Source organism: Symbiobacterium sp. (genome assembly GCF_040797425.1).
Lineage (GTDB): Bacteria > Bacillota > Sulfobacillia > Symbiobacteriales > Symbiobacteriaceae > Symbiobacterium.
Genome location: NZ_JBFNEH010000053.1, coordinates 1 through 20,536, shown reverse-complemented (window position 1 = coordinate 20,536; position 20,536 = coordinate 1). Strand labels below are relative to the sequence as shown.

Annotated in this window: 15 protein-coding genes and 1 tRNA gene; 5 read left to right on the top strand and 11 right to left on the bottom strand. The window is 70.6% G+C overall.

All coding sequences use genetic code 11. The features are described 5' to 3' along the window. Window positions 1-10: 10 nt before the first annotated feature. Window positions 11-1,714 carry a hypothetical protein gene (locus AB2385_RS14315; RefSeq protein ID WP_367655691.1) on the bottom strand — a complete coding sequence of 568 codons (1,704 nt, stop codon included), beginning with the start codon at window positions 1,712-1,714 and terminating at the stop codon, window positions 11-13. A 136-nt stretch (window positions 1,715-1,850) separates the two neighbouring features. On the opposite strand from AB2385_RS14315, the gene AB2385_RS14310 reads away from it, so the two are divergent. Then, window positions 1,851-2,462: a hypothetical protein gene (locus tag AB2385_RS14310; protein ID WP_367655690.1), complete on the top strand. Its 612-nt coding sequence runs from the start codon at window positions 1,851-1,853 to the stop codon at window positions 2,460-2,462. A 112-nt stretch (window positions 2,463-2,574) separates the two neighbouring features. Here the strand turns inward: AB2385_RS14310 and AB2385_RS14305 are convergent, their stop codons facing one another. Next, entirely contained in the window at window positions 2,575-3,903 is a 1,329-nt protein-coding gene (locus AB2385_RS14305; protein ID WP_367655689.1) for a DUF3794 domain-containing protein, read from the bottom strand. 414 nt (window positions 3,904-4,317) lie between these two features. Between AB2385_RS14305 and AB2385_RS14300 the strand changes: the two genes are divergently transcribed. Both AB2385_RS14300 and AB2385_RS14295 read left to right on the top strand, forming a co-directional pair. Continuing rightward, on the top strand, window positions 4,318-5,208 hold the full coding sequence (locus AB2385_RS14300) for a 3-hydroxyacyl-CoA dehydrogenase family protein (protein ID WP_367655688.1): 891 nt from the start codon (window positions 4,318-4,320) through the stop codon (window positions 5,206-5,208). Continuing rightward, complete coding sequence (locus AB2385_RS14295; protein ID WP_367655687.1) at window positions 5,205-6,410, top strand: acetate/propionate family kinase; 1,206 nt, start codon at window positions 5,205-5,207, stop codon at window positions 6,408-6,410. The genes AB2385_RS14300 and AB2385_RS14295 overlap by 4 nt, the downstream gene beginning before the upstream one ends. 229 nt (window positions 6,411-6,639) lie before the next feature. Here the strand turns inward: AB2385_RS14295 and AB2385_RS14290 are convergent, their stop codons facing one another. From AB2385_RS14290 to selA, 5 genes are all read right to left on the bottom strand, one after another. Then, the gene (locus AB2385_RS14290) at window positions 6,640-7,893 is read right to left on the bottom strand and encodes a D-alanyl-D-alanine carboxypeptidase family protein (RefSeq protein WP_367655686.1); all 1,254 of its coding nucleotides are present in this window, start codon (window positions 7,891-7,893) and stop codon (window positions 6,640-6,642) included. A gap of 14 nt (window positions 7,894-7,907) precedes the next feature. Then, window positions 7,908-8,606, bottom strand: a complete 699-nt coding sequence (locus AB2385_RS14285; RefSeq protein ID WP_367655685.1) for a pyrroline-5-carboxylate reductase family protein — start codon at window positions 8,604-8,606, stop codon at window positions 7,908-7,910. A gap of 208 nt (window positions 8,607-8,814) precedes the next feature. After that, window positions 8,815-10,485, bottom strand: a complete 1,671-nt coding sequence (bshC, locus tag AB2385_RS14280) for a bacillithiol biosynthesis cysteine-adding enzyme BshC (protein WP_367655684.1) — start codon at window positions 10,483-10,485, stop codon at window positions 8,815-8,817. Continuing rightward, window positions 10,485-11,552, bottom strand: a complete 1,068-nt coding sequence (gene selD, locus AB2385_RS14275) for a selenide, water dikinase SelD (protein WP_367655683.1) — start codon at window positions 11,550-11,552, stop codon at window positions 10,485-10,487. The genes bshC and selD overlap by 1 nt, the downstream gene beginning before the upstream one ends. A gap of 19 nt (window positions 11,553-11,571) precedes the next feature. Next, window positions 11,572-12,972 (bottom strand): L-seryl-tRNA(Sec) selenium transferase, encoded by a 1,401-nt coding sequence (selA, locus tag AB2385_RS14270; RefSeq protein ID WP_367655682.1) that lies wholly within the window; start codon window positions 12,970-12,972, stop codon window positions 11,572-11,574. A 166-nt stretch (window positions 12,973-13,138) separates the two neighbouring features. Here selA and AB2385_RS14265 point away from each other — a divergent pair, with 166 nt between their 5' ends. After that, complete coding sequence (locus tag AB2385_RS14265) at window positions 13,139-16,114, top strand: AAA domain-containing protein (protein ID WP_367655681.1); 2,976 nt, start codon at window positions 13,139-13,141, stop codon at window positions 16,112-16,114. Window positions 16,115-16,289: 175 nt separating this feature from the next. Here the strand turns inward: AB2385_RS14265 and AB2385_RS14260 are convergent. Further along, window positions 16,290-16,388 (bottom strand) — tRNA-Sec (locus AB2385_RS14260). 49 nt (window positions 16,389-16,437) lie between these two features. Beyond that, window positions 16,438-17,619: an MFS transporter gene (locus AB2385_RS14255; RefSeq protein ID WP_367655680.1), complete on the bottom strand. Its 1,182-nt coding sequence runs from the start codon at window positions 17,617-17,619 to the stop codon at window positions 16,438-16,440. 169 nt (window positions 17,620-17,788) lie between these two features. Here AB2385_RS14255 and AB2385_RS14250 point away from each other — a divergent pair, with 169 nt between their 5' ends. Beyond that, window positions 17,789-18,604 carry a DUF881 domain-containing protein gene (locus AB2385_RS14250; protein ID WP_367655679.1) on the top strand — a complete coding sequence of 272 codons (816 nt, stop codon included), beginning with the start codon at window positions 17,789-17,791 and terminating at the stop codon, window positions 18,602-18,604. A gap of 103 nt (window positions 18,605-18,707) precedes the next feature. Here AB2385_RS14250 and fdhD read toward each other — a convergent pair whose 3' ends face one another. Next, complete coding sequence (fdhD, locus tag AB2385_RS14245) at window positions 18,708-19,454, bottom strand: formate dehydrogenase accessory sulfurtransferase FdhD (protein ID WP_367655678.1); 747 nt, start codon at window positions 19,452-19,454, stop codon at window positions 18,708-18,710. A gap of 15 nt (window positions 19,455-19,469) precedes the next feature. Continuing rightward, window positions 19,470-20,480: an aldehyde ferredoxin oxidoreductase N-terminal domain-containing protein gene (locus AB2385_RS14240; protein ID WP_367655677.1), complete on the bottom strand. Its 1,011-nt coding sequence runs from the start codon at window positions 20,478-20,480 to the stop codon at window positions 19,470-19,472. Window positions 20,481-20,536 lie beyond the last annotated feature (56 nt).

Genomic DNA, 20,536 nt, shown 5'->3' with positions numbered 1-20,536 from the left:
CCTGCTTTTTTCAGCAGAAATGTTGTGGCCTACCCACGAAAACTTTACTCACACGTTTTGGCAGGTCTCCGCTCAGCGTCTCCCCCCACAGCCGGTCCATCCCGGCGCCGGGCACCGCGGTCCCCGCCACCGTCACGCCTATCGGAATATCGGCCTCGGCGGGCAGCACCAGCCGGAACAGCCGACCCTCACACCGCAGCAGGACAAGCAGCCCGCCCGAAAGCACGTCCACGTCCACCAACCCGTGCACAGGCCTTGGCAGCCCGTGCCAGTCGGACGTGGGCGTGCCCCGCGGCAGGGCGATCTCCAGCCCGCCATCCCACGGCCGCCGCGCGGACCGGACCACCGCCCGGCGGCCTACCGCCACCAGGCCGAGCGGCGCGTCCGCATCGCCGGGCAGTTCCACCCGCGCCGTGGCAGGGGCGTGGAAACCCTCCCGGCGTCCCTCCTGATACGGCTCCGCCCAAACCTCCAGCGTCGCCCGGCCCCCGGCGCGGCGGATGCGGGCACTCAGGGCGGTCCACGCGCCGTGCAGCCCGGTCTCCACCTCAAGCATTCGCGACGGCGCGGCCGGGGCCCGTGCAGGCTCTTCCTGAGGGAAGAGGGCCTCGCTCACCTCCACGGTCGTCGCGGCCTCTCCCACCACCTGCTCGGCCCGGTACCAGACTCCGCCCAGTTGGACGTGCACCGTCCGCAGGGCGGTCACCCCGACCCCCATCAGCAGGACCGCCCGCTCATCCGTCCCCTTGCCTACCCGGGCCAGCCGCTCCACCTGTGCAGCCGGCTCCAGCCTGTCCCCCGCGCAGAGACCATCGACCGGCAGCAGCGCACTGAAAGGCACCTCCCGGCACGTCCAGCGCCCCCGCCCAGCCCGGTCCGCCCACGCAACGTCCAGTTCCACCGCGCCGGAGACCAGGGCGAGGCCGTCCGTCACCACCGTGGCCTCCACCCGCTTCGCGGCGGCGTCCACCTTCCGTACCGCCGCCGGCGCATCTTCACGAGTCCCTGTGCGGTCCCACGCCGCCCCGGCCATCCCCGGCTCCCCCCGGCAGTCCACGGTTAGGTAAAGCCACCCCTCCACCTCGCCGCCGGGGCCGACCCGCACCTCTACCCCCTCCGCGGCGGCCCGGGCCCGCCAGTCCAGGTGTGCGTTCAGGTCCACGGCCACCCTTCGGCAGAAGGGAATCCAACGCACCAGGCGGGCCGCCGGCGTCTCCAGCACCACCGCCGCCCGGCCGCGCAGTACCAGCACTCCCGGGCGCGCGGTCGGGATGCAGAACACCTCGGTCCGAATGCGGGTCGCCGCCTCGACACCCCAGGAGGTTAAGTGAAAGGGCAGCCGGAACCGGTCCCGCAGCCGCTCCCGTCCGGCCCCGGGGGGGAGCGGCGCCAGCGATAGCAGCACCTCACCGCCCTCCACCTGGCAGCCGGTGAGGCGCAGGCGGCGCCCCGGCGACAGGTCCGTATAGAGCCACCCCCGGTGGGTGCGAACAGGCCCCTCCTGCGGTCCGTAGCGCAACACCACCCGCACCCGACCGGCGAGTGCGGGGCCACCCACGTGCACCGCCCCTACCCCGGGCCCTGAGTCCGGCGCCGGCCGCGTCGCGCCGTTCCCCATGCCCCCGATCCGAACCATCGGGACCGGGCGCACGGGGCTCAGCGAGACGTCCAGCACCTCGGCGGGGCCCTCGAGGCGTGCACGGTAGAAGAGCACCTGTCCCACCTCAGGGCACGTATACGCGCACCCTGGCGAGGGCAGAACCGAATTTCATCTTGCATCCTGAAGAGGAAAAATCAGGAATTCCGTCGAACTGCTCCCATCCCAACCTGATACGATCGAGGTGAACGGGATGGATCCGTTCGCGGAGCACCTCTACCGGCGCCTGGCCGAGGGGCTGCTGCTGGCGGAACGCCCCCGCCTGCAGGACGCCTACGTGCTCTCCCTCTACGTCGACTTTGACGACGGCCCTCACCGCATGAAGCTGTGGCTGTACTACAACACCCCGGCGCACCTCAGCGAGGCCATCAGCCAGGGGGAGGAGCCCGGCGAGGCCCGCTGGTACTTCGCCCTGTGGGAGCCGGAGTTCATTACCGCCGTGGGCCTGAGCCCCCAGGAGTGCGAGGGCATGGCCGACCCGGAGAGCCACCGCCTGCTCGCCCGCTGGCTCCGCCGGCGGGGGCTGTACCGCAGCCAGAAGGAACTGGCCGCCCTGGCCAGGAACCCCGAGGGGTACGACGCCTGGGAGAGCGCCGCCCGGGAGGCGCTCCTCCACCTGGTCACCGACGTGGCGCGCCGGCTGCAGGAGTCGGGGGTGATCCTCGCCCGGTTCGGGCGGGCGGTGCCCCTGCTGGTCCACCAGTGGGAGTACGACCAGTGGTGCCTCGATGCCACGCGGGAGGTCAACCCGCCGGGGCTGATCGCCGAGTTCGAGCGCTGGTGGTGGCACGAGTGGTGCCGCTGAACGCACGGAGGGAGGCATCCCCGCAGGGGGGTGCCTCCCTCGCCTCGCCCCCGGAGCCAGGACTGCTGTACAGCCACCCGGCGCCCTGGCCCCGGCGGGCGGTTCCAGCGCATCAGCCTGCCGCCAGGCCGGTGAACGGCGCCTGGGCAATCCGGATGGGGTGCTCCTGGCTGCCCGTCACGCAGAGCAGGATCACGGTCCGCTGCAGCAGCCGCCGGAAGACCGGGCGGCCCTCGTCGTCATCGCCGAGGCCCTCGACCCAGACCTTGTCGAGCAGGTCGAAGCCCACGTGCTCCACCACCGGTGTGATGGAGACCTCGTCGCCCGGGTTGATGCCCGGCAGCTCGACGAAGGTGGTGAACGGGATGTCCTCGCCCTGGTGGCGCACCAGGTCGTCCTCGCCCACGAAGAAGATCTGCTTGTGCAGGGTGCCGGTGATGACCACCTTGTTGGGGATGACCTCGACGGCCAGGTCTTCCACCCGGGCCTGGATTTCCTGGATCTTCTGCGCCGGCTTGTTCAGGTCGGTGACGTTCTCCACGAGCACCTGACGCTCGCCGGTGGCGATCACCCGGGAGGCCATCACCTGCGGCCCCGTGGGGTCCTCGGCCACGTTCAGCTCGCAAGTGCGGGTGACCTTGATGAAGAGCGAGAGCACCACCCGCTGGCGCAGCTCGACGCCGTCGGAGAGCACCTTGTCGACCCGGACGATCTGCGCCTGCAGGGTCACGTTGTCGCCGGGCTCCGCACCCGGAACATCGGCGATGCCCGAGAAAGGTACCCGCTCCTCCTGGAAGATCTCCACGTCATCTTCCGAGATGAAGAAGATATTCTTCACGAGCGTCCCCTGGAACATCACCTGGTCGCTGGTCGCCTCGGCCTCCACGTCTTCCAGCGCGACCTGCAGGTCCCGGATCTTGATGGCCGGACGGTCCAGCTCCACGATGTTCTCGATGGTGACCGCCTTCGTCGCCTCGCCGACCACGCACTCGGCCTTCACCCGGGGCCCGAAGGGGTTGAGGCGCACGTTCACCTGGCAGTCCTCGGCGACCCGCACGACGAACTGCACGATGACCCGCTGCACCACCTCCTGCCCCCACTCCAGGGAGAAGCTCACCTTGGCGATGTTGGCCTTCACGTCGGCCACATCGCCCGGCTTCGCCCCGGGGCAGTCGATGAAGGTCGTGAACGGAACGTCTTCCGGAACGTGATGTACGTGGTGATCCTCGCCGACGAAGAAGATCTGCTTGTGCACAACGCCCGACACGCAGACCTGGCCTTCGATGACGTCGGCCTCCAGGTCGACGATGCGGGCCTGGATCTCGGCAATCTTCTTGGCCCGGCGCGGCAGCTTGAAACGCGACTCGATGCAGGCCTCACCAGTGGTCTCGCACACCAGGCACTGAAGCTTCAGGAGCTGGGTGCTGAGCAAGTCGGCCACGCTCGACTTCCCCCTTCCATAGCGTTGACCCCAGGGGCGGCGCCGCGGAGGGCTGCTATGTGGCGGCCCGCACACGGGGAGTGGGACGGCGGGGCCGCGCCCGCCTCCTGCTGGTCATGATATGTACCCCGCTGTCCTGCGGTGCGAAGGGGGCCGAAAATGCCGTATGGACGGGCCGCTTCGCAACCAGACTTCCTATCATGGATGTGTACGCAGGAAGGCACGCCCGGGTGCGCTTGGCGGCCCACCGTCCCGGTGGGGGCACTCTGACTCAGGGAAGAGCCCTTCTGCGCCATTTCACACCTCCAATAGTCCAAGGGCACATTTTCGGCTACAGCTACTAGGAAAGACCGAAGTTTACCGCTATGATTGGGAACGGACGAACAAGCTTGCATCGGCGTAAGGAGTGTGACTATGTCGGTACGCATCTGGGGTGTCGTCGGCACCGGCCTGAGCGGGCGCGGCATTGCCGAACTGGTCGCCACCAAGGGCCTGGAAGTGATCCTGGTCGGGCAGACGCCCGACGAGCTGACGCAAGCCCGCCGGCAGATCGAGCTGTCGCTGCAGCACGAGATCGAGCGCTGGGCACTCACCGAGTCCGAGAAGCGGGCTATCCTGTCCCGCATCACCATGACCACCGACATGACGGAGCTGGCCCGGGCCGACTTTGTCATCTCGGCGCGGGTGGGCGACATCGAGGAGGACAAGGCCATCCTGCGGACGCTGGACCAGCTCTGCCGCGGCGAGGTGATCCTCGCCTCCAACACCTCCACCCTCTCCATCACCGAGATGGCCTCGGCCACCAACCGGCCTGACCGGGTCATCGGCTGCCACTTCCTGCAGCCGATTCCGAAGACCAAGGTGGTGCAGGTGGTCCGCGGCCTGAAGACCAGCGATGAGACCGTCGCCAGGGTGATGGAGCTGGTGGAGCGGCTGGACCGCACCGGCGTCGAGGTCTACGAGTCGCCGGGCTACATCACCACCCGCCTGATCATCCCGCTGATCAACGAGGCCTGTCAGGTGCTGATGGAGGGCGTGGCCTCCGCCGAGGACATCGACACCGCCATGCGGCTGGGCTTCGAGATGGCGCGGGGGCCGCTGGAAATCGCCGACCGCATCGGCCTCGACACCGTGCTGGTGATGGCCGAGCGGCTCTGGCGGGAGTACGGCGACCTGAAGTACCGGCCGTCCCCCTACGTGAAGAAGCTGGTGCGCGCCGGCCACCTGGGCGTGGAGACCGGCGAGGGCTTCTTCAAGTATGACGCCAACGGCGATCGGATCAAGAACGGGGGGACTGGCCGATGAAGATTTTGGTGCTGAACTGCGGCTCCTCTTCGATCAAGTATCAGCTGCTGGACATGGAGACCGAGTCGGTCCTCGCCATCGGTAAGGTGGAGCGGGTCGGCATGGAAGATGCCATCTTCGAGTACAAGGGCGCGGGCGAGAAGATCAAGGAGATCGGCACGATCCTGGATCACACCGCCGGCGTGCGCAAGGTGCTGAAGGCGCTCACCGACCCCGAGCACGGCGTCATCAAGGACCCCGAGGAGATCGCGGCGGTGGGCCACCGGGTGGTCCACGGCGGCGAGGCCTTCGTCAGCTCGGTGATCATCACCGAGGAGGTCAAGCGCACCCTGCGGGAGCTGTTCGACCTGGCGCCGCTGCACAACCCGGCCAACCTCACCGGCATCCTCGCCGCCGAGGCGGCCCTGCCCCACGCGCCGGGCGTGGCGGTTTTCGACACCGCCTTCCACTCCACCATGCCCCGCAAGGCGTTCCTCTACGCCCTGCCGTACGCGATGTACAAGCGGCACAAGGTGCGCCGCTACGGCTTCCACGGCACCTCCCACAAGTACGTCTCGCAGCGGGCGGCGGCCATCCTCGGCCGGGCGCCGGAGGAGGTCAACCTGATCACCTGCCACCTGGGCAACGGCTCGTCGGTGGCGGCCGTGCAGGGCGGCAAGTCGGTGGACACCTCCATGGGCTTCACCCCGCTGGCCGGCCTGATCATGGGCACCCGCTCCGGCGACATCGATCCGGGCGTGATCCCCTACATCATGGCCCGGGAGGAGATCGGCATCTCCGAGATCATGTCGATGCTCAACAAGCACAGCGGCATGCTCGGCATCTCCGGCATCTCCAGCGACATGCGGCAGATCGAGGAGGAGATGGACAAGGGCGACCCGCGGGCCATCGAGACCTTCGAGATGCTGGAGTACCGGCTGCGCCAGTACATCGGCGCCTACGCCGCCGTCCTGGGGCGGGTGGACGGCATCGTCTTCACCGGCGGCATCGGCGAGAACTCGCCGCGGCTGCGCAAGGCCGTCTGCGAGAACCTCGCCTTCCTGGGCGTGACCTTCGACGAGGAGGCCAACCAGGTGCGGGGCAAGGAGCAGATCATCTCCGGCCCCGACTCGAAGGTGACGGTCATGGTCATCCCCACCAACGAGGAGCTCATGATCGCCCGCGAGACGGCCGAGCTGGTCTCGAAGATGGGGCGCGCGTAGGACCCTGGCGTCCGGGTTCTGCGCCGACGGGGGCGACTTCGCCAGGTCCAGGCTTTCCGGCTGACGTTCGGGGCTGTCTCCCAGAGCTGCGGGCTCTGCGGAGGCAGCCCCGCTGTGCGCACATCGGCCGCCCCAGGGCTGGACCCGGCCAAGCGCGCCGGACACCCGCCCCAACCCAAAAAGAGAAGGACCCGGGAGCAACCTCCCGGGTCCGCCATACATCCTAAGCTTACCGATTGAAGAACCGCATGATCCAGAGCCGGATCGAGTCCCAGAGCCGCTTGAAGAAGCCGCCCTGGCGCACCTCCTCCGCCGCCACGAGGTCGATCCGGGCGACCTCCTTGCCATCGGCGGCGTAGATGACCTCGCCGAGCTTCTGCCCCTTCGCCACTGGCGCCATCACCGACTCCTCCTGGTGCACAGCGGCGGTGAGCGAGGCCTCGGCGCCCTTCTCCAGCACCAGCGTCAGCGGCCCCTCCGCGGGCTCCAGCGTCACCTGGTTGGCGGCGCCCTTCCACACCCGCACCGGCTTGACCTCAGGCAGCTCGGGCCGCACGGTGACGAAGTTGTTGAAGCCCCAGCTCAGCAGGGCCGCGCCCTCGGCCTCCCGCTTGGCCGTGCCCTCGGGGATCGAGTTCGCCTGGATGCCCAGGAGCACCCCGACCAGCCGCATGTCGCCCCGCTTGGCGGTGACGGCCAGGTTGAAGCCCGCCTCTTCGATGAAGCCGGTCTTCAGGCCGTCCACGCCGTCGTAGGTCCAGAGCAGGCCGTTGCGGTTCTCCTGGGTGATGGGCTGGTGCGCCTCCGGCGAGGTGACCGCCTTGCGGGCGTCGGAGAGGTTCTCGTAGAGCGGATAACTGAAGGTCTTCTGGCTGTGCAGCTCCGCCAGCGACTGCGGGTGGAGCTGAATGTAGAGCCGGGCGAACTCGGCGAACTCGCCGGCCGTGATCTGGTTCTCCGGGCTCAGGCCATGGGGGTCGACGAAGTGGAAGGTGGTAAAGCCCAGCGCCCGGGCTTCCTCGTTCATCATCTCGACGAAGGCCGAGACCGAACCGGCAATGTGCTCGGCCAGCGCAACGCACGCGTCGTTGCCCGAGTCGATGGCGATGCCCTTCAGGATCTCGCCGACCGTGACATGGTCGCCGGGCTCCAGGTACATCAGGGAAGAGTCAGGGAAGTTGGCCGCCCACGCCCGCTCGCTGACCTCCACCGGGTCGTCCAGGCTCATCTCCCCGGCCTCGAGCTTCTTGTAGGCGATGTGGAGCGTCATCAGCTTCGTGAGCGAGGCCGGTGCGATTGGCTCATTCGGGTTCTTCGAGTAGAGCACCTGGCCCGTGCCATAGTCCAGGAGGACCGCCGACCGCGCCTCCAGGTCAAGGGCGGGTGCCGCCTGCGCGGGTGTGGCGAGCGATCCGGTGAGCAGCGCGACCGCAAGGGCCACCAGGACGATGGCCCTCACCAAGCGATACGGCTTGCGATTCAACAATGGGCACCCTCCTATTGTGAGACTCGCGAAGCAGCGGTCTCATCGGCCCCCGCGAATCGCCAGACCTCCCTGCCAACCGTTCCCTGTTTGCCGGCCGCCAGCGCCCGCAAGACGCCCGGGGCGGCGGCTGCAATCGCCACCGGCGCCGCCTCCGGTGAGAGCCCCACCGCCTCCAGCCGGCGCTGCAGCTCGTCCCGGGCCTCGCGCATGACCGCGTCGATGGCGTCCAGCGCCGCCTGCACCATGCGCTCGTCCCCGCGCACCACCGGGCCCACCTGCGCCAGCAGGCTCTCCAGGAGCGCGGCCTCCTCGCCGTCCACCTGGTCGAGCACCACCACGCCCGGTGCGCCCTGAGCCATGTCGCCCGGGTGGCCAATCACCTTGGCCGCGGCCACGGGCACGCCCGCCTCCGCCAGGTCGGCAGCCGTCAGCTCGGTCGCCATGTTGACCACCAGCGCGCCGGCGGAGAGATGGGGCTGGATCTCGGCCAGCGCCTGGGCCACCTGACCGGACGGCGCCGTGACGAAGACCACCCGGCAGCCCCGCACGGCGCTGGCCTGATCTGAAGCGATGCCGCCGACTTCGTCGGCCAGGGCCACCGCAGCCGCCTTGGGGCGACCGATGATCACCTTGCGGGCGGAGCTGGGAATGCGATGCGCCAGGATCGATGCCAGCGGCCCGACTCCGAGGATCGCGATCTTGTCGTTCACCGCGCTGCCTCCTCGCGAAGGGGGTACAAGACACTTACAGTCTGCCCATCCCTTGCCGAAGGCACACGCCCGACCCGCGGATCAGAAGGGGGATAACACGGTTAGGCAGGGTGCTGGATCCGGCTGTGGCGGAGAGACAGCACGCCTGCTTCAACGTGTATCATTATACATGAGTGAGACGAGCCACGACGTAGGGAGGTCGCGGAAACTAGAGGTAGATGGCGCGGTGCGTCCAGCCCTCTTCCAGCGGCACCTCGGCCACCAGCCGGCCGACCAGGTCGGGGCCGTACTTCACCAGGTACGGAAGGATCGAGAACGCCCGCTCCTGCAGGCCGCTCGGCATGAGGTTTGCCCGCAGCCGGTCGAACTGGCGGAGGGCGGTCTCGCAGTTCTTGCGGTGCTGCTGCTTCGCCTTCTCCTCCAGGCGGTTGATCTGATGCTCGATCTGCCGCCGGTTCTCCTCCACCACCTGCTGCAGGTGGGGGTCCAGCTGAAGCACCAGCTGCGCCAGCGCGCCGTAGCGCTCGCCGAAATCCCGGCGGAAGGCGGCGAAGGCGTTCACGATCCCCAGCCGGTCCTCCCGCTCCAGGAGCTCCTGCTTGCGTTCCTCGAGCCGGTAGAAAGCATCCTCCAGCGTAAGCCCCTGCTTCTGCAGCACCCGGGCGATGGGCGGCTCCACCAGCGTGAAGCCCTCACGGGGCACCAGCACCGGCATCTGCTGGCCGAGGGTGCGGTAGACGTCGCGGTAGAGCCCCAGGTAGTTGATCTCCCCGGGCCCGCCCACGTACACCAGGTCCGGCAGGAGGAACGACTGCACCACCGGGCGCAGCACCACGTTGGTGGAGAAGCGCTCCGGGTGGGTCCAGGCGAGATCCACCAGCTCGGACCGGCTCCAGGCGAGGTCGGGGTTGCCGCGCACCCAGACCCGGTCGCCCTCCCCCACCAGGGGCAGCCGGTCGCCGTCGATGTAGATGAAGAGGTTCAGGCTGCCGGGGAAGCGGTCCACCGTGGGGGTGAACCCCAGCTGCCGCTCCCAGCGGGTGACGCCCCGCTCCAGGGCCGCCTCCACCTCCCGCTGCCGCTCCAGCACCTGGGCGAAGAACGGCGCCTCGATGCGCCGCAGCGCCGGGTCCGAGGCGTTGAGGAACACAAGGCCGGTGCCGCGGAAGAGCCAGGCCATCAGGCGGCCGAACCAGTCCGCCAGCGACGGCCGGCCGCCCGTGGCCGCCGGGTCCAGCGCAGGCGGTCCGGATGCAGCCTCCCGCACACGGGCCATCACCTCGGCCTTGAACTCGGTCTCCGGCATGAGCGCCTCGAACTCGGCGATCAGGGCCTCCACCGAGGGCGGCATCGGCGCCAGCGCCACCGAGCGCCGCTCGCCGTCGAACCGTTCCGCCAGGGCCAGCCGGTGGGCCTGCTCGCCCGCGGGCACCATCACCCACGACACCTCGTGCCAGTCGTGGTCCTCCCCGGCGATCCAGAAGACCGGCACCACCGGCACGCCCAGCAGCTCGCTCTGCCGCCGGGCCAGCCGAACGGTGGTCATCGCCTTGTAAATGGTATACGCGGGCCCGGTGAGCACGCCGGCCTGCTGGCCGGTCACCGCCGCGAGCGTGCCCGGCTGACCCAGCAGCCGGGCACCCTCCAGGGCCGCCTCGTCGGCCCCGAGGGCGCGGTTGTACCGCTCCAGGGCAGCCGCCACCGCCGCCCGGTCGCCGCTGTAGCCGCCGGCGTTCAGGTAGGCGGCCCGGCGGGCGAAGCTCTCCTGGCGCGTCCAGTCATACTCGTAAGCAGGAGCCACGCGGGCAAAGTCGTTCAGGTAGGCCAGAGCCGCCGGGCTGGGGCTCAGGGCCACCCCCGGCACGGGTTCGATCTGCATCAGTCAATCACCATGATTTTCCCGGGATGCTCGGCCACCGCCTCGCCGATGATGGCGGCGCAGAGCGTCCCGTGTGCTGTGAGGGCCGCGGCCAGCTCGTCCGCCCGCTCGGCCGGGACGGCGATCAGGAGGCCCCCGGAGGTCACCGCGTCGCAGAGGATCATCCGCATCAGTTCGGGCACCGAGTCGGCAAACGCGACGTGCCCCTCGCCGGTGAGGAAGCGGAAATTGGCCTTCGAGCCGCCGGGGAAGACCCCCTGCTCGGCGTAGCCGAAGGTCGCGGGCAGCACCGGCACCGCCCCGGCCCGGATGCGCAGGCCCACCTGGCTGGCCCGGGCCATCTCGGAGGCGTGGCCCAGCAGGCCGAAGCCGGTGATGTCGGTGAGGCCGCGCACCGCGAAGGGCGCCAGCACGTCCACGACGTTGTTCAGCTTGGCCATCACCTGCGTGACTTCTTCGGCCTCCGCCGGCGTGGCGAGGCCGCGCTTGATGGCCGTGGTGATGACCCCCACGCCGATGGGCTTGGTGAGCAGCAGCCGGTCGCCCGGCCGCACGCCCGCCTTGGTGGCCATCCGGTCGGGGTGGACCACCCCCGTGACGGCGAGGCCGTAGGTGGGCTCGGGACCGTCGATGGAGTGCCCCCCGATGAGGGTCGCGCCCGCCTCGGCCACCTTCGCCGCGCCCCCGCGCAGGATCTCGGCCAGGACGCGCCGGTCCAGCTTGGAGACGGGGAAGCTGACGAGGTTGATGGCGGTAAGCGGCCGGCCGCCCATCGCGTACACGTCGGAGAGGGCGTTGGCCGCGGCGATGGCCCCGAACCAGTACGGGTCGTCCACGATGGGCGTGAAGAAGTCCGCCGTCTGCACCAGGGCGATCTCGTCGGAGAGGCGGTAAACCCCGGCGTCATCCGGCGTGTCGAGGCCGACGATCACGTCGGCGTTGGGCAGGGAGGGAGGCAGATGCTTCAGCACCTCGGATAGGTCCCCCGGACCTATCTTGCACCCTCAGCCGGCCTTGGCCGTGTACTGCGTGAGGCGAATGGGATCGGACTCGCCGCTGAGCCGCATCGGGTTCACCTCCCTAGCATTAGACGATGGCTGCCCGGAGGGCAGATACCACCAAGTCGAACTCGTCATCCCAGAGGGTGCGGGGGTCGATCAGCAGCAGCCCGGCCTGGATGCGCACCATCACCGGCGGATCGCCGGCCCGGAGGCGGGCTTCCACCTCCTGCGGCGCCGGGTGCGGGACGGCTACCAGACGGGTGGGCAGGTCGACGGCCGGCAGGGCGCCGCCGCCCGCCCGGGAGACGCCGTCGACCACCTCGCACTCGATGCCCGCGGCCTGCAACTTTGCGGCCAGGGCCTCGGCGCGGGGAGCGATCTGCTCCCGCGTGGCCGTGAGCATCCGCACGGCCGGGATCCGCTCCACGGCCCGCTCGGGCTCCAGGTAGAGGCGCAGGGTGGCCTCGATGCCCGCCAGGGTCAGCTTGTCCACCCGGAGCGCCCGGGTGAGCGGGTGGCGCCGGCAGCGCTCCACCAGCTCCCGCCGGCCCACGATGAAGCCGCCCTGCGGGGCGCCGAGCAGCTTGTCCCCCGAGAAGGTGATCAGGTCGGCGCCGTCAGCGATCAGCTCCGGCATCGTCGCCTCGTGGGGCAGGCCGAAGGGCGCCAGGTCCAGCATCACGCCCGAGCCCCAGTCCACCAGGCAGGGGAGCCCGTGCCGGTGGGCGATTTCGGCCAGCTCCCGCACCGGAACCTCGGCGGTGAAGCCCACCAGCCGGAAGTTGGAGCGGTGGACCTTGAGGAGCGCGGCGGTCTCCGGCCCGATGGCGTTCTCGTAGTCGCGGGGGTGGGTCTTGTTGGTGGTGCCCACCTCCACCAGCCGGGCGCCGCCCTGGGTGATCACCTCCGGCACGCGGAAGGAGCCGCCGATCTCCACCAGCTCGCCGCGAGAGACCACCACCTCCCGCCCCGCCGCGAGGGCGGAGAGCATCAGGAGCACGGCGGCGGCGTTGTTGTTGACCACCATGGCCGCCTCGGCGCCGGTGAGCTGGGTGAGCAGCCGCTCCACGTGGGCGTAGCGGGAGCCCCGCTCGCCGGTGCTGAGGTCCAGCTCCAGGTTGTTGTACCGCCCGGCGATCGCCTGAATGGCGGCCACCGCCTCCTCGGCCAGGGGGGCGCGGCCCAGGTTGGTGTGGATCACCACCCCGGTGGCGTTGATCACCCGGCGCAGGCTGGGCTGAAACCGGCTGCGGAGACGCTGTGCGGCCAGCGACGCCAGGGCCTCGGCGGACCGGTCGAGGGCGAAGACCTCCTCCTCGTCCGCCGCGGCGGCAATTCTGCGGCGCACCTCATCCAGCGCCTCGCCCACCGCGGCCACCACCAGGGGCCGCGACCGCTCGGCCAGCAGCCGCCGCCCGGTGGGGGTCTCCAGAATGGCGTTGACGGGCGGGATCTCCCGCAAGGCCCGCTGCTGCCATGGTTTCATCCTTCGTGCCTCCGATCGCCCGAAATCCAGGTGGTTCAGATCGCTCCTAAAATTATAAGTCACCCCGGAGCCCGGGGCCAAGGGCGGCCGGTCGAAGAGGAACTAGACGTTCTAACCCGGAATATTCTACGTGCGAAGGACTTAACCGTCCCGGGAGGTCAGCCCGATGTCCACGTCCAAACCGTCTCGCCCAGCCGTTCCGTTCTGGACCAGCCTGGTCCAGTACTACCGTAACTGTCTCAGCCGGGAGCAGGAACTCGGCATCCAGGTACCCGCCGACCCGAATGCCAGGGTGATCCTGCACCGCATCGAGGAGCACCTGGTCACCCGCAAGGCCAGCACGACCATTATCAGCAACCCCGCGCACACGCAGCCCATCCTCGCCTACCTGAACCGGCGGGGCCGCGGCATCGGGGGCACCTTCATCTACGGCTACCCGCTGGTCCGGGAGGGGGAGCGCCTGTACCCCATCTGCTACACCGAGGTGACCCTGGAGCCCGGCACCGCCCCCCAGACCGTGGTGCTCACCCGGGGAATGCGGGAACTCCTGTTCAACCGGTTCTACCTGCGGTTCGCCGCCGGCCTCACGGATGCCGAGATCGCCGAACTGCAGCGAAGCTGGCTGAGCAGCCGCGGCCCGGAGCCCGTGGAGCTGCTCAACCAGTTCCTGGCCGGCGTCGACCTCCAGTACGACGCGGTGCTGTTCGGCGCCGAGGGATTCGGCCAGGCCCGGGGACCCGCCCGTGAGCTGCAGCTCATGGAACAGCTGCGCAAGGACCGGCTGCCCGACGGGATCCGCATCTTCAGCGGGGAGCAGGGCCTCCCCGCGGCCCGCCCGAACGACGATTACCTGGCCATCCAGCCGCTCGACGCTGACCAGGTACAGGTGGTCAAGCGCTGGCGGGCGCCGTTCCTGGCCGTCTCCGGCCCTGCGGGGTCGGGGAAGAGCCGCGCCGCGGCCTGCCTCGTCGCGAGCGCCGCCGCGGCGGGGCAGCGAGTGCTGTGGGTGAGCCCGGACGGCCAGCTGCCGGACGAGCTGCTCGCCGCCTTCCCCGGCGTGCTGCGGATCGGCAGCAAGGAGGCGTGGCTCGCCAGCCTGCAGCGGGCCCTGGAGGTGCTGGAGGCGCTGCGGGGACCGGAGGAGGCCGTGCACCCGGACGGGGCCACGCGGCCGGAGGAGCCGGCGTCGCCCGACGAGGCGCTGGCGGCGGAGAGCCGGGAGCTGGCCCGCGAGCTGGACCGGCTCCAGGCGGAGGAGCGGCAGGCATCCGCCCTCGCCGACCTCGGGAAGGCGATGGCGCCGGTGGCCGGCCGCGTCGAGGCCGACCTCGCCCGTCATCCCCGCCGGGACTGGATCGCGGCCCTGGCGGGGCGCATCACCGAGGCCAACGCCGACCAGTTCCGCCCGGAGCAGCTCGCCGCCCTGCGCGACCTGCACGTGCGCGCCCTCTCCTGGACGGAGGAGGGCGGTTCCCTGGGCGCCCGGCTGGCCCAGATGCGCCGCGCCGGGCAGATCAAGAGCGCCCTTCGGCAGGCGGGCATCCCCGAGTTCTGCCATCCGGAAGGCGACCTGCCGGCCCAGGTGGAAGGCCTCGGCCTCCTGCTGCAGGCCTATCCCCTCCTGCTCACCCGTGCCCGGCAGATCCAGGCGCAGGCCGGGACCCGCCGGCGCAGTCTCGCGGAGGCCGCCGCGGCGGTGCAGGACGCCGCCCGCCGGAAGGCGGAGGTCGACCGGCGCCGGCTGGAGGCGGCGTGGCTGCAGCGGGTGGCCCGGTTCCGCCCACACCTGGACCAGATCATCGCCTCGGTGAAGGCGGAGATCGCGTCGCTGGAACGCGGGGACGACAGGCGCTCGATCCTCACGCGGCAGCGGTTCTCCGACCTGCTGGCCGCCTTCCCCGTGGTAGTCACCCCGCACCTCGCCGTTGCGGGTATCGTGCCCAACGAGCCCGAGATGTTTGACCTGCTGGTGGTGGACGACGCCCACCGGCTGCAGATCCCTGCGTTCCTGCCGGTGCTCTACCGGGCCAAACACGTGGCCCTGCTGGGCGACGAGTCGGCGCCCCCGCCGGTGACCGCACTGGGTCCCGACGAGGACGCCCGCCTGCTCAACCAGGTGGAAGGGCACAACCTGGCCCCGTTCACCTACACCGAGATGACGCCGCTGCACCGGGCCCTGGCGGTGGCCGGACCCCAGACCCGCCGCCTGAGCGGCCGGTACCAGGCGCGCCTCGAAACGCAGTTCACCAACGTGGCCGACGGCCAGACGCAGTTCGCCGCGCCGGCTGCCATCAGCCAGGCCCGGAACCCACTGGAGGCCCGGGCAGTGCTGCTGCAAGTGGCGCACCTTGTGGAGGCCGGCGTGGACGACGTGGCCATCGTCAGCCCCTTCAGCGGCCAGGTGCGGCTGCTCCGGCAGCTGCTGGAGCGGCTCGCCCAGGCTGAGCGCGACCCGGCGCGCACACAGGTCCTGGCCCGCGTGCCGGTCTACCCGGCGGACGGGATCACCCGCAAGCACCGGGCGGTGGTGCTCTCACTGGTCCTGGCCGCGGGTGCGACGCCGGAGGGCCTGGCGTGGCTGGAGGAGCGCCGGGGGCTGGTGCGGCGCGCCCTCGACTGCGCCACCGAGCAGGCGGTCATCGTGGGCCACCGGGCGACGCTGGAGCAGGCGCCGGGCCTGGCGGAGATCCTGGACGGTGCCGCCGGTGCCGCCGAGGCGCCGGCCGGCGGGCTCCAGCCCGAGGCGTTCGGCCTGCTGCCCACGGAGCGGGAGACGCTCGTCTCCGCCCTCACGGCAACGGACGCTATCCCCGAGGGCCTGACGGCGTCGGAGCGGGAGCTCCTCAACCGCCTCTCCGTGCGGCTGCGGCAGCGCGGCGTGCTGCTGGCGCCGCGCCTGCCGCTGGCGTGGGCGCTGGGGGCCGAGCGGCTGGCTGCGCTGCCGCCCACCCGGCAGGAGGCGGCGCTGACCACGTACCCGCTGGTCACGGTGATCGACGGCGAGCAGCTGATGCCCCTGGCCGTGGTGGAACTGGAGCAGGGCGAGCCGGGGCCCGCCGCGGTCATCTGCGCGGAGGCCGGCCTCCAGTATCTGGCCGTGCCGCCGGGCGACTGGGACCGGCTGCGGGAGTGGCAGCTATAGGGAGGTTGACGAGGCCAGGCGGTCCGGTCAAACCGGTTCCAGCTGGGACAGAAGCCGAGCGGACACTCCCGGCCGGAGAGACGGGCACACGGCCTGCACAGACCAGGCCGCCCAGACACAGTTTGAGCCGTCCCGGTCTCATGGCCGGGACGGCTCGCGATCGATGCGCCTGATCTGGCGGGAGTATGTGGGAATCGAACCCACCAGCCGCAGGATCACTACGGCTCAAGCGGTTTTGAAGACCGTGCGGGCCACCAGGACCCGATCTACTCCCGTCTGCGATCAAGACTATATCACACTTGAAACGCCGCCGCAACCGAGCCTCACTCCTGCGCCAGCCGCACCGGCGGCAGCACGAGCGTGAGCAGCAGCGCCGGCACCACCAGCAAGGCGATCACCCGCATGACGACGAGCACGCCAAAGTGATCGGCCACCACGCCCAGGATGGAGTTGCCCACGCCCCCCATGCCGAAGGCGAGGCCCAGGTTGAGTCCCGAGGCCAGGCCCAGGCTGCGGGGCATGTAGTCCTGGGTCATCACCAGTGTGGTCGTGAACGTGGAGACCACCAGGAAGCCGGCGCCGAAGAGGCCGATCAGGAGCGGCCAGCCCCGCAGGAAGGAAAGAATAGCCTGCAGGGGCAGGAGCAGGGCGAAGGACGCGATCAGCACCGGCTTGGTGCCGAAGCGGTCAGCCAGCGGGGCGCCGAGCAGGGTGCCCAGCACGCCGGCCAGCAGGTAGATCATCTGCACCAGGCCGGCCGTGTCGGGGTTGTAGCCCAGCACGTCGATCCAGAAGAAGGGCACAAAGGTGGTCATGCCCAGGTGGATCACCGACCGCAGGATCACCACCAGGGTGATCAGCACCGTGCCGCGCCAGTTGGTCTCCCCGGGGGCTGCCTGCCCGTTCCGGCGCGCCGCGGCCTCCTGCTCGTGGGCGCGCCAGCGGGGCAGCAGCCAGAGCAGCCAGACGGCCAGGGAGAGCGGCAGGACCGCCGCCCCCCAGGTGCCCCGCAGGCCGAAGGCGGCGATCAGCGCGGTGGCGAAGGCCGGCCCCAGGGCGTAGCCCAGGTTGCCGCCCACGTTGTAGATGGCCATGGCCAGGGCCCGCCGCCCGCCGGCCAGGTTGTGCGCCGCGTGCGCCCCCTCCGGGTGGAAGGCGGCGCTGCCCAGCGCGCTCACCACCACGGCCGCCAGCACCAGCCAGTAGTTGGAGAGGAAGCCCACCACCGCAAGGCCCAGCCCGCCCAGGGTGACGCTGAGCGGCAGCAGCCAGTGCATCTCCGACCGGTCGCTGATGATGCCGAAGATCGGCTGCGTGAAGGTGGAGGTCAGGTTGGCGAAGAGCGGGATGAGGCTCACCATTGCGTAGGAGAGGGAGTAGGCCTCCCGCATCGCCGGCAGAAGGGCGATGATGGCGCCGGAGGTGAGGTCCACGACCCCGTGGGTGAGGCTGAGCACGAACAGAAAGGCGAGGGCGGGACGCCCCGCGGCGGCGACTGGGTTCAAGGTTTTCGCTTCCTCCTCGTAGACACTCGACGGCCGTTGGTGATACCCTTGCATTCGCCCCCCGCCGCTTCTCCTCCTCCCCGTCCACCCTGGAGGAGTCCCGGCGCCGGGGTCGAAGAGAGCGAGGTAGGCAACTTGGCAAAGTGTGTCAACGGAAGTGAGTGTTCAGGTGAAGAACTCGAAGTGGGCGCTGGCCCTGGTGATGATGTTCCTCGGCCTGCTGCTGACGATCCAGTTCCGGATCACCAGCCAGCAGAACCTCGACCCCAGCCGGATGCGCGCCGATGAGCTCGTCGCCGCGCTCTCCGACCGCGAGGCGCAGCTGAAGGCGGCGGAGGAGCGCATCCGCGCTCTCGAGCAGGAGGTGGCCCAGCTGCGCCAGTCGCTGTCGTCACCCTCGCAGGCCGCCGAGATGGAGCGGCTCAGGCTCCTGGCCGGCACCACCGAGGTGACCGGTCCGGGGGTGGTCGTCACGCTGAGCGAGACGCCGGAGGCGGTGAGCGCGGCCAACAAGGTGGCCGACGAGGACATCTGGCGGGTGGTGAACGAGCTGCTCACGGCCGGCGCCGAGGCCATCTCGGTGGGGGGCGTCCGCCTCTCCAGCGTCACCGGCATCCGGAACGTCGGAGACCGCATCCTGGTGCACGAGACGATGATCGCCTCGCCGGTGGAGATTCACGCCATCGGCGACCCTGCGGTGCTGGACGCCTCGCTGAAGCTGCGGGGCGGCGTGATCGACCTGCTCGCCCGCTGGGGCATCAAGGTGTCGGTGATTCGAAGCGACAGCCTCACTCTGCCCCCGGTGAAGACGCCGCCCACCTTCCGCTACGCCACGTCCACAACCAGCGTCAGCGCCGCGGATACCGGTGGCCCCTGGCCGCAGGTCCCCGCGCAGGGGGATGCCTCTCCTTACGGCAGCGACACCCCGCATGCCCTGCTGGCCTCGCGCGCTCTTCCGTACCCGGAGCGGCCCGACGGGCGTTGAGCACCCCGGGCCGACCCAGATAACAGGCGAACCGCGCAAGGGCGCCCCCGCACCCCCTCGGCACCCCGCGTGCCAGGGCGGTACGGGCGGCGCCCGTCGCTTCCTATTGGAGCACGCGCCCGCTCCGGGTGTAGATCACCGCGTGCCTGGGGCTGCGGGCGTAGCCCACCAGGTCCAGCCCCAGGTGGCTGGCCAGCCGCACCGCCTGGTCGGTCGCCGCGGTCAGCGAGACGGCGACGGCGATCTGCGCCCGGCCCAGCTTCGTGGCCGCCTCGTAGGAGATGCGGCCGGAGCTCAGGGCGACCACCCGGCGGAAGTCCCAGCCGGCCCGCAGGGCGGCGCCGATCGCCTTGTCGAGAGCGTTGTGCCGGCCGATGTCCTCCCGGACGATCAGATCGCCCGTGGCCACGTCCTTCAGCCCGGCGGCGTGCACCCCGCCCGTTGCGGCGTACAGCGGGGTGTTGCGCTGCATCTCCTTCATCCACTCCAGGAGGTCGTCCAGGCGGACCTGCAGCGGATGCTCCACCTTGCGCAGGAGCAGGGCGTCCTTCAGCGAGCTGAAGGTAACCCCCTTGCCGCAGCCGGCGGTGAGGTAGCGCTTGCGGGTGCTCGCGTCGGGCAGTTCGGTCAGACCGGGCAGGTCGGCCCAGATCATGCCCCGGTCCTCGTCCACCGAGAGCCGCGCCACCTCGGCCAGGTCCCGGATGATGCCCTCGCCAACAAGAAAGCCGATCGCCCAGTCATCCAGGTGGCTGGGCGTCGTCTGCAGGGTGACAACCTCCTGGTCGTTGATGTACAGCGTGGCCGGCCGCTCCACTGGCATGGGCGGGAGCTGGTCGTGATCGCGCATGAAACCCCTCCTCCGTCAGACGGCATCGGCCAGCAGCCCCCGGGTGGCCACCAGGGCCGACCGCAGCACGTCCCCCGGGCGCTCCCGCCACATCCGCCGGCAGGTGCCCAGCAGATCCGCCACGCCGATGCCGCGCCTCCTCCGGCCCGGCAGGGCAGGCAGGTAACGGGCCGCCTCCGGGCCCAGCCGCCGCAGCGCGGCCTCCTCGCCGTCGGCGAAGAGGGCCCCGACGCCTCGGCGGTACGCGATTTCGGTGAGGAGTTCGATGGGCTCCGGCAACATCCCTGCCGCCACCAGGCCCCGCACCCAGGCCGCCATGCGTGCGGCGGCAGGCGCGTCCAGCCCCAGTTCGCCGGCACGCCCGGCGTCGGGCGAGAGCTTGGCCGGGCACGCCAGGGTGCAGCCGGTGCAGCGGGAGGGCACCGCCAGGGTGTCCCGCACCGCCACCGCCTTAACCCGCTTGGCGCCCAGGACGGCCGCGACTCCGCTGCCGCCGGCGAAGTGGCCCTCGTGCACCAGCGTGGCATAGGGCACGCCGTGGTCGCCCGCCGGCCCGAGCACCATGGTCGCCCAGTAGGGGCCCAGTTCGGTGTACAGCTGCCGCGCGGCGTCCGGCACCTCCAGCCCCCACAGGCGGCCGGCGTCCAGCACGTGCACGCCCTCGGGTTCCAGCACGAGGACTCCGGGCCGGTCCAGCCGGCCGTCGATCACCACGGCGTCGTAGCCTGCGCCCTTGAGGGCAGCCGCCATCCGGCCGCCCATCGACGAGAGGGCCGGCCGGTCCAGGGCCGCGCCCATCGCCATCCGCCCCGCCGTCTCCTCCGAGAGGGGACCCGTGGCCAGGGCGACCCGCTCGGCCGCCCTGGCCGCCTGGTCTCCCCGTGGACCGACGGCCAGCAGGCTCGCCACGAAACCCGCCCCGCCGATGTACCCCCGCTTCAGGGCCGCCGGCGTCGCCTCCACCCGGGCGGTGCGCCGGGTGAGGTCCACGTACAGGATCGGCTCGGCGTAGGTCCACGGTATCATCGCCGCTCCCTCCCCCGCTGACCGCGTACATCCGTTCGCGCGGCACGGGCCCGTAC